Here is a 13,485-nt window from a genome sequence, read left to right as displayed (position 1 = left end):
ACCCGCTCGGCGGACGTCATAGCACGCGTCACGACTTGCTCCGATCGCCGCCAACGCCGCAACCAGCGTTTCATCCCCGCTGGCTCCTGTCTCGTCTGCTCACAGGCGTCGGATATCGTCAACGCCGCTGATGGGAAACTGTTGCCTCGTCATTCGCGAGTCCGGCACCCCGTGGTTACTTGCCTGCACTGAGATGACGTCATAGCTATAGGTCCGCTCGACGACCTCGTAACGCCTCTGGCCGTCGTGATAGTCACGGTAGTCGAACGTCTGGCCGTCCTTCAGCTTCACATGGATGCTGCCCATGGCGGCATGCTGCCACGCACTCTCGACGCGTAGACAACGTTCGCCCTAAACGACCGGCAACCAGTCCACGCTCTACGCAAGCGCACAGGCTCGGACACGGCCCAGGAAGACGCGACGATCGGCGAGCAGAGCTAACGGCATGACTCGGGTCGACGCGGGTTACCTCCCCCGCCAGGCCCCGGTGGGTCGAGAATTCTGCCGAAGCCAGACCATGCTCTTGAAACGCCCAATGCGCCTTTACACGAACACGCTCATACCCATCGCACGAAGGCGAGCTGGCCCGCCGTGGAACTCCGACCGTATTCGGCCGTGTTCCCATCATCGAAGGTGATCATGACGCGAAGGCGACCGTCGCTGGCCTCAGCGGCACTGCCGGCTACGGGCCTCGGTGCCGTCGTTCCATTGTCGGACTGCCCGTGCAGTTCTTCGTGCGCACCTCTGGCCACGCGGAACCTGCGATTGATCGTGTCTGTGATCTCGAATGTCCAGGTGCTCATGGAGCACCCTAATCACGACCGGCGGGGCGGTGGCTCGCATGCGCATCGAGTGACATTGCCCGAAAGCGGCGGAATGGGTCACGTGTGAAGCCGGCAGTCTGGATGTTCAGCCACCCGGCTTCAAGGCAGCCATCCCATGCGGGCACGCGAGAATGAAGGACGACGCCACTCGACTACGAGCTTGTCCTTCTTTGCGTAATTGCATGGCGGGCAAGCTGGGATGATGTTGCCAACGCCGTGAGTGCCACCCCGAACCAGCGGGATCACGTGCTCACGCTGCAGGTCCCGTGTGTGATCGCCGCAGTAGGCGCATGCGCGCCGGTAGCGATCGAGAAGACGTCTCCAGTCTCGTTCGGAGAACTCGAAGCTTGCGGCGCGGATCCGAGCCTTCCGCTTGAGACGGATAGCTCGCATGCGCTCTGGATTGTCCTGCAGATACTGCCTGGCGTACGCGCGCCGGGTTTCAGCCTCGCTCGCGTAGCGGGCTCGGTCTCGCTCTCGAGCCGCACCAGACTCTCGGCGTCGCACGTCGGATGCTGCCGTCTTGCACTTGCGTGAGCAGTACTTCGCATGTGGGCGCTTGCCGACCATCGCCACGCCGCAGTTCTCGCAGGGTCGTTCGGCGTCGACACCGTCCCACTTCGCCGCCACCCGGCGGGCGTTGAGGCGTGCGTTGTTGCAAGCGACGGAGCAGGCAAGAGCGCTGGACTTCTTGCCTTCCATGCTGCCGCCGCACCAAGCGCACGCCCGAGCAGCATCCTGGTCCTCGAGTTCAGTTGCCACCATCAAATCGTGGCATGGCCGAGCTCATCTGCGGACCGAAAACGTCAGCCGACCCACCCTGACTGCGCGACCCGACAGCGCTAGCGGCGCAGTGACGCGGGCCGCTGTCGGGCACATCGGGGCGTATTCGTCCACCTGAGGGCTGAGAGGCCCGCGGACGCATACCTTGTCTTCATGGTTGACAGGAATGCGCGGAAGTTCAGGAACTCCGGTACGGCGGGTACGACCCACGGCTCCGTCAGCGCCGACTGTTCCCCGACCGTGCTCACCCGGGGCGCGCGGTAGGACCGGCCGTGTCAGGCAGCAAGCCGAACAAGAAGACCAGGGCGGTTCGCAAGCAGCACGAGCGCAAGCTCAGGGCACCGAACAATCGAACTGGGGACCGGGGCGAGAAGAAGTTCGACGCGGCCGCATCCGACTATGGACTCTTAGCGACCAAGATCGCCAATGATTACGGGATCGACTTCATCTGCCAAGTCGACAGCCAGCCAAACGCGACCTCGGCGAGCGGTCTCGTCGGATCCGTTGTCGGCGTGTGCGTACGCGCAACGGTCCAAAAGTCGGGGCGAATCAAGTTGAATCGTGCGGACGCGCACCATCTTCTCCAAGCCGACTTCGTGACGATGGTTGCGCTAGTGCATCTGGACCAAGGCGAGGTCGACAAGGTGCACGTCCGCGTCCTTGACCTGGATTTCCGCAAGGAACTCGGTACCTTCCTGCAGTCCGAGAAGCAGACGATTTCGTTTACGCCCGCGGACTTCTGCGATCTAGCAGATATTCAAGAACTGCTCGCACCCGCCTTGGCGCCCGGATTTGTCCAGCAGTCGCGCATTGCCGCGATCATGGCGGGGATCGAAAAGACGCTACCGGGCGTGCGGGTGGATGTGGCCCAGTCGCGCGAGGGATCGTTCACACTCGTCAGCGCTGAGAATCTGTTCTCTGTCCTCAAGTCGCCAGGAACGACCACCGCGCACCAAGACGCGCGTTTCTTAGCCGCGTTTGGCGCTCCACACCGGCTGGCCGAACGCATGGCAGCCTTGGAGGTGGAACCCACATTCCTGGCCGAGCTAGACGGCCTTCCGAAAGATCTGATCGTCCAGGGTTTCGCCGCTGAGTACGAAGCCGAGTGGGTCGCCGAATCTGAGGAGACCCGATCGATCGTCAAACTAGTAGGCACGGCTACGCCGACCCACAACGGATGGCGCCATCCTGCAGGCTGGTCGCTCGTCATCTCCAAGCGTGTACTTCGCGATGGGCAGTACGTCCATGAGCTGACGACCTTCGTCGATCCCGAGGGCGTCGAGGACCCAAGGAAGCACATGGACCTGCTTGACTTCCTCCGCGCGTGTTCCTCGGAGGCGAAACTCGGTCGGACATCCTGGGCCGCACCGGCCCTGGACGCTTGGGCGTTCGAGGGGATGCCTCGCCAGAACCGCTTCGCCGAGTGGTTGTCGACCGTACTACCTCGGTTACCCGAGGGATCGCCGGTGATCGCCGCCCTACCGGACCTCGCGGACGACGAGACCATGCGAACATTGTGGTGGCTTGCAACCGTCTTGGAAGACGCTGAGAGCTCGGCTGTGCGAGTCGGGTTCATGCTTGATGGCTTCCCGGGCGAGCCGACAACCCCGAGCCGGTTCTCAGTGCCCGTGCTTCTATGCACGACGAGGGCGTCCATCGTCGCCAACCTCACCTGCACGGGCCGCATCGCACTCGCAGACGGCGAGGAAGCGATCGTGGGTGTGCGGGTCGATCGTGTAGACGACATCGAGCTCTTCGTCGACGCACCATTCGAGCAGCCAACGGGATTCCCGGACTTCGTCTTCGATCGCGAACTCTGCGTTGCTCTTACAGATTCGGGCTGGAACCAACAGTCAGCGCCGGACGCCCTCGATCAAGTCTTCGGCCTTCAACTCCTTGACGAGGACTGAGACCGTGCCGGTACGGCGAGTGCTCCAAGGGAAGCAACAGCTCGCGGTCCAGATTCACGCGGTGGAATGTCCTACTCATCGCGACCACTAGGACATTCCCATGACGGACCGGGTCTGGCCGGACTCTGGTCTAAGTGTTCGGCGGACGCTCCCATTTGCGTGGGTGGGGGCTAGCGCGGTCGCGCGACGAAGGCGGCGTTGATGTCGGCGTCGAGTTTGACGAGGGCTCGCTTGGCTTTCGCGGTGAGCTTGATGTCGTCCCCTTCTCTCAAGATCGCGTAGGCAACCGCGACGTGGCCGGGAACCCTGACGGCTTCGCGCCGGCCCCAATCTTGGAGGGACTTCGCGATCGGTTGACCGTCGTCGAGGTCGTTTACGGTGACCTTCTTGGTGGACGCCAGCATGGCGTTGACGACATCGACGTACTGCTGGCGGTGAATCAGATCCTCGGTCGCAAGGCCCGTCGGTAGTTTGAACACGCGTTCGGCGCGGACGCCCGCGGCAATCAGTGCCTTGCGGTGCTTGATGCCGCCGTCGTCGCCGTCGGTGAGGTACACGACCTTGGCTGCGATCTCCTCCATGTGCATGCCGTACGCGTGGGCGTTGGAGAGGCCGGGAGCGATTTGGTAATCGAGATCCTTCTTGTCCGTGGCCATCCGGATGAGGGTGGGCAGAAGCACCATGTCGGCGGGGCCCTCGGACAGCACGGCACGACGACAGACGGAGAACGCCGCAGCGGAGGCACCCATGGCGTAGAGCAGCGGCGCGAATCCAGGTTCCTCGTTGGTCCAGAAGTCGGCCTTGAGGGTGCTGGCGTCGTTCTGACTTCGGTTCTTCGAAAGGAGCCGGATGCTGGTACCGAGATCACTTGGTAGGCATCCGGGCGAATGAGTCGTGTAGAAGACCTGGGTGGCGTTGATGTTCTTGAGAAGCACGCCCACGAGATCGGCCTGCGCGTCGTAATGCAAGTGCGTCTCGGCTTCGTCGATCAGCAGGATCGGCGGTACCGAGAGGTGCTGGGCAGCGAGGAACGCCGACAAGGCGATGAAGGTGCGCAGTCCGTCGCTGCGTTCCTCGATGTCGGTGACCGATCCCTTGTGCCCCAGTTCTTTGAGACGCACTTCGAGGCGTTGTCCATCGACCTTGAGACGAACAGCCACCTTCGCTTGATTCCAGGCTTGGCTATAGAACTCTTCGAGGTTCTCGTTGGCTTCCTCGACATAACTTTCCTGGTTGCTGCCGTCGCCGATGCTGACGTAGTCCCACAGACGATTGACGTCGAGGTTCGCGACCCGAAGAAGGTTCGCGAGAGCGGGTTGAAGACTGTTACGTGCTGCTTCGTCGTTGATCGGATGGACCGTGGAGAGTTCCCTGTCAGCTTCCTTGAAGAGGACGAACTTCGGGACGCGCTTGCGCAGCCTAGTTCGTCCAGTGTCGCGCGGATGCTCCTCGGCCGCGATCTCCGCCGCGGTCCGCAAGAGCTCGGCGGCCTTGGCGTCGCGGGGTTTGGTGCTACGCCCCGTGGTGGGCGGCTGGTCGAGCCAGTCTGCGAGGTGTGCGATCGCCCGGGCGGTGGTGTTGGTCCACTCGTCGTCTGGCGCACCGAGTGCCCTGTCGACGAGGTCGGCCCAATGGTCGTAGACGATCTCCTCGTCCTCGGGATCCACATCAGAGGTGAACTCGTCGTGCAACCTCTTGCGGGTGGCCGCGAGTCTGGTTCGGGCGACGTTGAAGGGCTTGGGGTTGCGCTTGGGCCACGGGGTGAAGCCGTAGGCAGGGGTACCGTCTTGACGTCGTTCGAGGATGAAGTGTGTGGGCAACTTCTCGAAGTCGAGGTCGGCAATCTGCGCTTGGTCCTCGGGCTCGAGTCTGTACTTGGCCCAGACCATGCGCTCGTCATCACCGACGGGATGACTGCGGTTCATTCGCCCGACGGGCAGGGGGTTGTTGGCGTCAGCGGTCAGCCATACCAGCCCCTCGAGAAGGCTCGATTTCCCGGCCTCGTTGAGGCCAACGAACGCGAGGATGTCCCCGTCGACGTTGCAGCCGGTGTCGGCCAGTCGCTTGTAGCCCTCGAAATCGATGCGGATGCAGCGCATGCTCGTCGCGTCCCCTTAGTCCTGGTATCAGAGCTCGAGTTCGTGGGCCTCGGCCAAGATGTCAGCCGCCCAGTCGTACCCGAGTTCGCGTAGCTTCGGGATGAAGATGTGGATGGGCGGAATGTTGCTGCGGTACGGGGTGGTGCAGGCGCCGGTATAGAGGCCGCCACCGGCATACGTCGAGAGGCCACCGCCCGTGTAGGTGGACAGACCTCCACCCGTGTACGTCGAGAGGCCACCGCCCGTGTAGGTGGACAGACCTCCACCCGTGTACGTCGAGAGGCCACCGCCCGTGTAGGTGGACAAGCCGCCACCCGTGTACGTCGAGAGGCCACCGCCCGTGTAGGTGGACGCTCCACCGCTGGTTCCGGTGTACAAGCCGCCGCCCGGCCCGGTGTGGAGGCCCCCGCCAGGGCCTGTATATCGGTCGCGTGGCCAGGTGTTGCGGGTCATGAGAGGTCCCCCATCGGTGTTTGATCGCGAGATCGTCGTCGGTTTGTGGATACGCAGTCCCGGCCTGGACGGCTAGTAGGTCTACTGATACGGGAAGGTACGGGATTCCACCGACAAGACACTCGGCCGACGTGTCATGTGTGCCCGTGGGCGTGCGCAGTCGAGGAGTGGGCCGCACTTGGACGTCTCGCGTGTCCGGCATCGAGACTGCGAAGCCCGACCGGCCGTGAAGGCTGCGCGTCATTCTGGGCGCTGTGCAGCGCCTCCAGCAACGCCCGAGTTGGGCTAAGCGTCGCGCCTCTCGGCTCCGAGTCTCCCGCTCCCGGTGGTGCTGATTCCGCATGACCGTGCTGACCTGCGGGTCGGTGCTTCAGGCGCTGTACGGGGTTGCCGGCAATCAACCGCGCCACCTCGTTCGGCTCTTGGCCCGACCTGGTTGCTTCCTCGGCGGGAACGTCTAGTGGGTGGTGTTCTCGGTCCTGCGCGCCGCCGACCGAGCCGGACGTGACGTCGTTGGTGGCGCCAGGTCACCTCCACGACCGCGACCTACTGACGCAGCCGGTGCTGGCTGTCTGCGGCCGGGTGCCGTGGCTGGCGGGTCCATGGCTCGACTATCCACGGACAAGGCACCAAAAATCGCCCCTCCCGAGAGCGCCCGTCCTAGGAGGCCAACGGACGGGCGGAGGGCGGACGGACGGGCGGAGGGGCGAAGGGGCGGAAGCGCGTAAGTATGGAGCGCGCGCGAGACGGTGGCATGTGGCATCGGTACAGGGGTTCTCTGCTTGGCGGGCCCCTGGGGGCTCGAACGGTGTGCGACGGCGGCGAAACCGCAGCTAGTGCCCTTCGAGTCATCCGCATGCCCTGCAGACCTTTTGATCGCCTGAGATGTGCCCTGGTGGGGCGGGTCGTGAGCAGCTCCAACCTGCCGCTCTTTCGCCGGCAAGCGGGTCGTCACCGCCCGCGTCGGCGGCGATGGCCGTGGCGGCGGGGAGTGCGGGCTGCAGAAGCTGCCTGCTCAAGTTGACCGAACCGCGATCGCCGCGTCGTCCTCACTTTGCGCCTCTTCCACGTTGCGTCCTATCGCTCGCCTGGCTCGTGGCCGATCTGCCCGCCCACCTCCACTCGCTGAGGCTGATCCTCCTTCGCCCGTCCTCGCACTGCAGGTTCTCCTTCTCGACATACACCGTTTGCAGATCGAGGGGGGTTCTGTGGGACTGCGCCTGTGGACAACCGCTTGGTTGATATGTGGAGCGGCATGGGCACCTGCATGCCAGGGAGGTGTGCGTCGGTGACCGTCTCGATGCGGGTGATGTCGGCGGGCAGGGGGTACGACTACCTGCTCAAGAGCGTGGTTCGCGGGGATCGCGACATGGACGGGTCGACCGCACTCACGAGCTACTACACCGAGGAGGGCACGCCACCCGGCCGCTGGCTCGGCTCCGGGCTCCACGCCCTCGGCAGCGGCGAGGTCACGCAAGGGGACGAGGTGACGCCCCAGCAGCTGGCACTGCTGCTCGGCTCAGGTCGGGATCCGGTGACTGGCGATCCGCTGGGGCGGGCGTTTCCGAAGTACGACGGGGTGAAGGCCCGGGTAGCGGCTCGGATGGCCAAGCTGCCTCCCGACCTGAGTGTCGAGCAGCGGCGCGAGGTCACGGCTGAGATCGCGCGCGAGGAGGTGGCGGTCGGCACCCGTCGTGCTGTTGCGGGCTACGACTTCACCTTCAGCGTCCCGAAGTCGGTCTCGGTGCTGTGGGGTGTCGCCGATGCGGGCACTCAGGCCCTCATCCTCGAGGCCCACCACCAAGCGATGGGCGAGGTGCTCGCGTTCCTGGAACGCGAGGTCGCCACGACCCGGCGGGGAGTGGATGCCGGCGACGGTGCGGTGGCGCAGGCGGACGTCGTCGGCGTCGTTGCGACGGCGTACGACCATTGGGACTCGCGTGTGGGGGACCCGCAGCTTCACACGCACGTCGTGATCTCGAACAAGGTCAAGACTGTGGGGGACGGGCGGTGGCGCAGTCTGGACGGGCGCCCGCTCCATGCGGCTGTCGTCGCGTTGTCGGCTCACTACAACGCCGTGCTCGCCGACCAGATCACCCGGGCCTTCGGGATCGAGTGGGAACAGCGCCATAGGGGCAAGAACCACAACCCGGCCTGGGAGCTGGAGTGTGTACCGGAGTCGCTCATCGGTGAGTTCTCCTCCCGCTCGCGAAGGATCGATGAGGAGACCGACCGCCTGATCGCCGAGTACGTGGCCCGGCACGGGCAGCGCCCGTCCGCGACACGGATCATCGAGCTGCGCGCGAAGGCGACCCTTGAGACGCGCCCCGAGAAGGTGATCCGCTCGCTGTACGACCTCACGGGCCAGTGGCGGGAACGGGCGCAGACGATCCTCGGAGTGAACCCAGTGGAGTGGGCCCGCGATGCCACCGCCCGTCCCGTCGCCCGTCCCACCCTTCGGGCCGACGACATCCCGCTCCACGTCATAGCCGAAGTCGGTGTCTCGGTGGTGGGTGCCGTCAGCGAGAAGCGGTCGACCTGGCGGCACTGGAACCTCTGGGCCGAGGCGTCGCGGCAAACGATGAGGTGGCGCTTCGCCACGGTCGAGGACCGCGAAGCCGTCATCGGCATGGTCGTCGACGTCGCGAAGCAGGAGTCGCTCAGGCTGACGCCGCCCGAGCTGGCGCCCAGTCCCGAGGTCTTCCGACGCAAGGACGGGACCACCGTGTTCCGGCCGCGGCACTGCATGGTGTTCACTTCGGTGGAGCTGCTCGCGGCCGAGGACCGGCTGTTGGCTCGTTCCGAGGACCGCGCCGCTCCGGCAGTCGGCCGGGAGGTCGTCGAGCGGGTGGCCCGCAAGGAACACCTGTTGAGTGCCGAGCAGGTCGAGACGCTGGCTCAGATCGCGGTGTCCGGCCGGCAGGTCGACCTCCTCGTCGGACCCGCCGGTGCCGGCAAGACGACCGCTATGCATGCGCTGAAGACTGCCTGGACGACCGTGCACGGGCCAGGCAGTGTTGTCGGCCTCGCCCCGAGTGCCGTTGCGGCGCAGGTGCTGGCCGAGGACCTCGGGATCGGGTGCGAGAACACCGCCAAGTGGCTCCACGACCACGACCGTGGGCTGACGAGGTTCCAGCCGGGACAGCTCGTGATCATCGACGAAGCGACGCTGGCCGGGACCTTAGCTCTCGACCGGATCGCCGCCCTCGCGGCCACAGCGGGGGCGAAGGTGCTGCTGGTTGGTGACTGGGCGCAGCTGCAGTCCGTCGAGGCAGGAGGGGCGTTCACCCTCCTCGCCTCCGCCCGCCCCGACACCCCCGAGCTCACAGAGGTCCACCGCTTCACCCACGAGTGGGAGAAGACCGCGTCACTCGACCTGCGCGCCGGACGCACCGACGTCATTAGCACCTACGTCCGCCACGATCGAGTCCGTGAGGGTTCTACCGAGGAGATGATGGACGCCGCCTACGCCGCGTGGCGCGACGACGTCCGATCCGGCCGAGCCTCGATCCTGGTGGCCGAGGCGACCGAGACAGTTCAGCGCCTCAACACACGAGCACGCGCCGACCGCATCGCCAGTGGCGATCCAACAGGGAGCATCGAGGTGCACCTGGTCGACGGCACCCACGCATCCGTTGGGGATCTTGTCGTCACCCGCCGCAACGACCGCCGCCTGCACACCATGTACGGCGGACGGTGCGGGGGGTGGGTCCGCAACGGCGACCGCTGGCGAGTCACCCACGTGCACAACGACGGTTCGATGGCCGTATTCAGGCTCGGTTCCAGCAACACAGCCTCGAGCACTGGCTCCGTGACGTTGCCGGCGGCCTACGTCGCGGAGCATGTCGACCTCGGGTACGCCGTGACGGCCCACCGCGCCCAGGGCATCACCGTGGACACGGCGCATGTCGTCGTGTCCAGCGCGACCACTCGCGAGAACTTCTATGTATCCATGACGCGGGGGAGCGAGGCCAACACCGCGTACGTCGCCCTCGACCACCCGGATGATGTGCACGCCCCGCAGGAGCCTGACGACGTCACCGCATGCACCGTGTTGTACGGCGTGCTGAAACACTCCGGAGCCGAATCGTCCGCCCACCAGACCATCACGGAGGAGCAGGAGCACTGGTCATCCATCGCGCAGCTCGCGGCGGAATACGAGACCATCGCAGCCGTTGCGCAACGCGACCGCTGGATCACCCTGATCGGGGAATGCGGGTTGACCGATGGGCAGCTCGACACGGTGCTCGAGTCCGAGTCATTCGGTCCGCTCACTGCTGAGCTACGCCGTGCCGAGGCGAATCGTCACGACGTCGACCGGCTTCTGCCGGCGCTCGTCGCACGGCGATCGCTCGAAGATGCTGACGATGTGGGAGCCGTGCTCATCAGCCGACTCCAAAAGGCAGCGCTGCCCAAACGCGGGAAGCGCCGCGCTGAGCCCAGACACATCGTCGGGTTGATCCCCGTAGCGGACGGTCCGATGAGCCCCCAGATGAGGGCCGCCCTCACTGAGCGACAGACGTTGATGGAGTCGCGGGCGGCGGCCTTGGCCGCCAACGCGATCGAGGCCGAGGAGCCATGGCTTGAACGCCTGGGGATCCCCCCTGCAACGGACGCAGCCCGCAGCCACTGGGCCAACCAGGTCAGCACGACCGCCGCCTACCGCGACCGATACCGAGTGGACGGCCGAAGCGCTCTCGGTGAGTCGCGAACCGCGGCGCAGAAGCGCGACGCTGCGCAGGTCCGACAGGCGATCCGTCGGGCTCGCGCCATCGTCCAGCAGGAGGACACTGCACCCCGCAGTGACCGGAGCCGCAGCGTGCACCTGCCGGAACGGATCATCGGCTGATCGGCGTCCACACGACCTCAGTCTTGAAGCTGTCCACCGGGACGGAGCCGCGCCGACCTGCAATGTCGGCATCGTCGCGGAGTCAGGCGGTGACCTCCAGGAAGGAGGCTCTGATGTTCGGTCCGCTCTGGACCTGAGCACCGCACTTCGCGGCTACGGGCCTTGCTCGTTACCGGCGGGGAGGCCGATGTTGATCGAGTCGGCGCTCCTGCAAGGCCTCGAAAGAGGTGCTCAATCCGAAGCTCGCCTGTTGTCGGCGCGTCACCGAGGTGCCCGTCAGCGGGCGCCTCGCAGCAGCGTCGCAATCTCGTCGAACCGGCGCTTTTCGGCGTGCTGCAGCGCCGTCACGCCGTCCTGGTCCGCGATGGTGGGGTCGACGCCTGCGTCGAGGAGGATCCTCACGATCTCCTGGTGGCGCCGGCCGCCGTCGCCGAGGATGACGGCTTCGAGGAGAGCGGTCCACCCGAGGTCGTTGACGTGGTCGAGGTCGACGGCGGTGTCCACGACGCGGCGGACGTACGCCACGTGCCCGCGTTCGCTCGCCGGGATCGGTGAGAGGCCCCCGAAGCGGTTGCGGATGGTGAGGTCCGGGGTGGCTGGCAGCAGGGCCTCGAGCATCGCGACGCTGCCGGTGACGCCGGTGACCAGCCAGGGTGTGTCGTGGCGGTCGTCGAGCGCGTCCGGGTCGGCGCCCATCGCTACGAGGACCGTGGCCACGTCGAGTTGGTCGTGGGTCGCGGCGAGCAGCAGTGCGGTGCGGTCGTGCTCGTCGCGCGCCTCGATGTCGGCGCCGGCGCGCAGGGCGCGGGCGACGGCGTCGGCGTCTCCAGCACGGGCAGCGGTCAGCAGGGCGGCGTCGGGATCGGCGGGTCGCTCAACGGTCGTCACCGTTGTCAGGATCCGCTCCAGTCGGTCGAAGCCGCGCTCGCGGGCCATCTCGAGCGGGGTGAGGCCGGCGGATGGTGAGCGACGGTCGAGCTCCACTCCGCCGGCGGCGAGGACGCGGACGGTGGTGGCGTACGAAGGGCTGTCGGCGCCGAGCCACACGGCCTCGTGGATCGCCTGGTAGCCGATCCGGTTGACGTGGTCGCGGTCGATGTCGGCCCGGAGGAGCTCGCCGACGACGTCGGCGTGGCCGCGCTCGGCGGCGCGGATCAGGCCGGTGCCGTTCCAACTGTCCTTGTCGTTGACACGGGCGCCGTTGTGCAGTGCGAGCCGCAGCAGCTTGAGGTGGCCCTCGCTCGTGGCGATGAGGTAGGCCGACTGCTCGGTCGCGTCCTTGGCGTTGACGTCGGCGCCCAGGGCGACCAGACGTCGGGCGCGGGCGAGGTCGTCGGCCCACGCCGCGGCTCGGAGTCGCTCGTCGAGATCCGCCTGCTCGTCGCGGTCGGGGGTCGGAGCAGCCTCGGGCGTGGTCCTGGGCGTGGGCGTGGTGTCGTCGGGCACCGTGATTGTTCCCCTCTCGGGCGCTGCGGTGCTCTGGTCGGCGACCGGAGGCCGGTCGGGAGCGGGGCTGGATTCGCCGCCGCACCCGCCGAGCACGAGTGCGAGTGGCAGACAGGCGGCGAGACGACGGACGGTGCGTGTCATCGGGTCGGGTCGGTGATGACTTCGTATGGGCCACTGGCGACCGGCTCGTCGAACTTGCTGTCGACGTAGAGGATGCGGCCGCGCAGCGCCTTGGCGGTGGTGAGCACGCGGTCGCCCGCGCTCGCCTCCTGCTGGAGGAGGATGGCCCGGGTGCCATCGGCGGCGAGGCGCAGGGTGGCCACCATCCTGCTGAAGTTGCGGATCACGGTGAGCCGGCCGCCTTGGCGGACCAGCCCGTCGGCGTTGACCAGGTCGGCGACGCCAGTCTCCACGGTGGTGGCCTCGCCGGTGGTGATGTCGAATCGCCAGAGCTGGCCGGTGTTGCCCTGGGCGACGACGAAGGCGCTGCGGTCGGCGGTCAGGACGATGCCGCCGAGGTTGAAGCCGGGGCGGCGCTCGATCCGGTCGGTGGCGTCGGCCCACAGCGTGGTCTGCCAGCCGGCGCCGTCGTCGGCGACGCGGAAGACCTGCGCGTCGTTGGAGTTCGTGAAGTACGCCGCTCCGTCGGCGCCGATGGCCACGTCGTTGAGGAAGACGTCCTGCCCGGGAGCCCGCAGGGCTGCCAGCAGCTTGCCGGAGGCGTCGTAGACCCACAGGTCGGGTCGACCGGTGCCGAGGCCATTGGGACCGCCGGCGACGTAGATGCGGCCCTGGTCGTCGATGGTGATGCCGCGCGCGGTGAACCGGCCGTCGGTGCCGTCGCCGGCCAGCCACTCCTCGGTCTGCGAGGAGTGCACCGAGCCTCGGTGGATCTCGCCGCCGGTCACCTCGCTGACGTAGAACAGCCCGCGTCGAACGTCTGCCCCGATGCCCTCGAACTTCGATCCGACCGGGCTGTCTGCGTCGCCGGCGAGCTCGTACTGCGTGGGGCGCGCGTGCGCCGTCGCGGCGACCGGCGCCACCACGGTGGCTGCGGCACCGACGGCGGCCGTGATGAGCCGGACGCGGAGCTTGTTCTGGGTGTGCGACACGGTGCG

General features: G+C 66.6%; 9 protein-coding genes. 2 read left to right on the top strand and 7 right to left on the bottom strand.

The features are described 5' to 3' along the window. Window positions 1–99: 99 nt before the first annotated feature. From EXE59_RS18950 to EXE59_RS18940, 3 genes are all read right to left on the bottom strand, one after another. Entirely contained in the window at window positions 100–306 is a 207-nt protein-coding gene (locus EXE59_RS18950; RefSeq protein ID WP_135840291.1) for a hypothetical protein, read from the bottom strand. A 251-nt stretch (window positions 307–557) separates the two neighbouring features. Next, window positions 558–803, bottom strand: coding sequence for a hypothetical protein (locus tag EXE59_RS18945; RefSeq protein ID WP_135840290.1), 246 nt, complete (start codon window positions 801–803; stop codon window positions 558–560). A 120-nt stretch (window positions 804–923) separates the two neighbouring features. Then, entirely contained in the window at window positions 924–1,586 is a 663-nt protein-coding gene (locus EXE59_RS18940) for an HNH endonuclease (protein ID WP_168218605.1), read from the bottom strand. Between the two features lie 293 nt (window positions 1,587–1,879). Here EXE59_RS18940 and EXE59_RS18935 point away from each other — a divergent pair, with 293 nt between their 5' ends. Further along, entirely contained in the window at window positions 1,880–3,517 is a 1,638-nt protein-coding gene (locus tag EXE59_RS18935; RefSeq protein ID WP_135840288.1) for a hypothetical protein, read from the top strand. A gap of 170 nt (window positions 3,518–3,687) precedes the next feature. Here the strand turns inward: EXE59_RS18935 and EXE59_RS18930 are convergent, their stop codons facing one another. Further along, complete coding sequence (locus tag EXE59_RS18930) at window positions 3,688–5,616, bottom strand: AAA family ATPase (protein ID WP_135840287.1); 1,929 nt, start codon at window positions 5,614–5,616, stop codon at window positions 3,688–3,690. Window positions 5,617–5,643: 27 nt separating this feature from the next. Beyond that, a complete protein-coding gene (locus EXE59_RS25210) occupies window positions 5,644–6,069 on the bottom strand; it encodes a hypothetical protein (RefSeq protein WP_135840286.1) in 426 nt (141 codons plus the stop codon). Window positions 6,070–7,312: 1,243 nt separating this feature from the next. Here EXE59_RS25210 and mobF point away from each other — a divergent pair. After that, a complete protein-coding gene (mobF, locus tag EXE59_RS18920) occupies window positions 7,313–10,918 on the top strand; it encodes a MobF family relaxase (RefSeq protein ID WP_342777232.1) in 3,606 nt (1,201 codons plus the stop codon). A gap of 276 nt (window positions 10,919–11,194) precedes the next feature. Here mobF and EXE59_RS24220 read toward each other — a convergent pair whose 3' ends face one another. Both EXE59_RS24220 and EXE59_RS18910 read right to left on the bottom strand, forming a co-directional pair. Next, complete coding sequence (locus EXE59_RS24220) at window positions 11,195–12,508, bottom strand: ankyrin repeat domain-containing protein (protein ID WP_210429070.1); 1,314 nt, start codon at window positions 12,506–12,508, stop codon at window positions 11,195–11,197. Then, window positions 12,505–13,479, bottom strand: a complete 975-nt coding sequence (locus EXE59_RS18910) for an SMP-30/gluconolactonase/LRE family protein (protein ID WP_246056907.1) — start codon at window positions 13,477–13,479, stop codon at window positions 12,505–12,507. The genes EXE59_RS24220 and EXE59_RS18910 overlap by 4 nt, the downstream gene beginning before the upstream one ends. Between the last annotated feature and the right edge of the window lie 6 nt (window positions 13,480–13,485).

The organism is Nocardioides eburneiflavus (genome assembly GCF_004785795.1).
GTDB classification, from domain to species: Bacteria; Actinomycetota; Actinomycetes; order Propionibacteriales; family Nocardioidaceae; genus Nocardioides; species Nocardioides eburneiflavus.
The sequence above is the reverse complement of the archived record's forward strand: the minus strand, read 5'-3'. Positions and strand labels throughout refer to the sequence as shown.

Coding starts and splice junctions, on each gene's coding strand:
- EXE59_RS18950 (WP_135840291.1), bottom strand. CDS start 306: ATGGGCAGCATCCATGTGAAGCTGAAGGACGGCCAGACGTTCGACTAC.
- EXE59_RS18945 (WP_135840290.1), bottom strand. CDS start 803: ATGAGCACCTGGACATTCGAGATCACAGACACGATCAATCGCAGGTTC.
- EXE59_RS18930 (WP_135840287.1), bottom strand. CDS start 5,616: ATGCGCTGCATCCGCATCGATTTCGAGGGCTACAAGCGACTGGCCGAC.
- EXE59_RS25210 (WP_135840286.1), bottom strand. CDS start 6,069: ATGACCCGCAACACCTGGCCACGCGACCGATATACAGGCCCTGGCGGG.
- mobF (WP_342777232.1), top strand. CDS start 7,313: ATGTGGAGCGGCATGGGCACCTGCATGCCAGGGAGGTGTGCGTCGGTG.
- EXE59_RS24220 (WP_210429070.1), bottom strand. CDS start 12,508: ATGACACGCACCGTCCGTCGTCTCGCCGCCTGTCTGCCACTCGCACTC.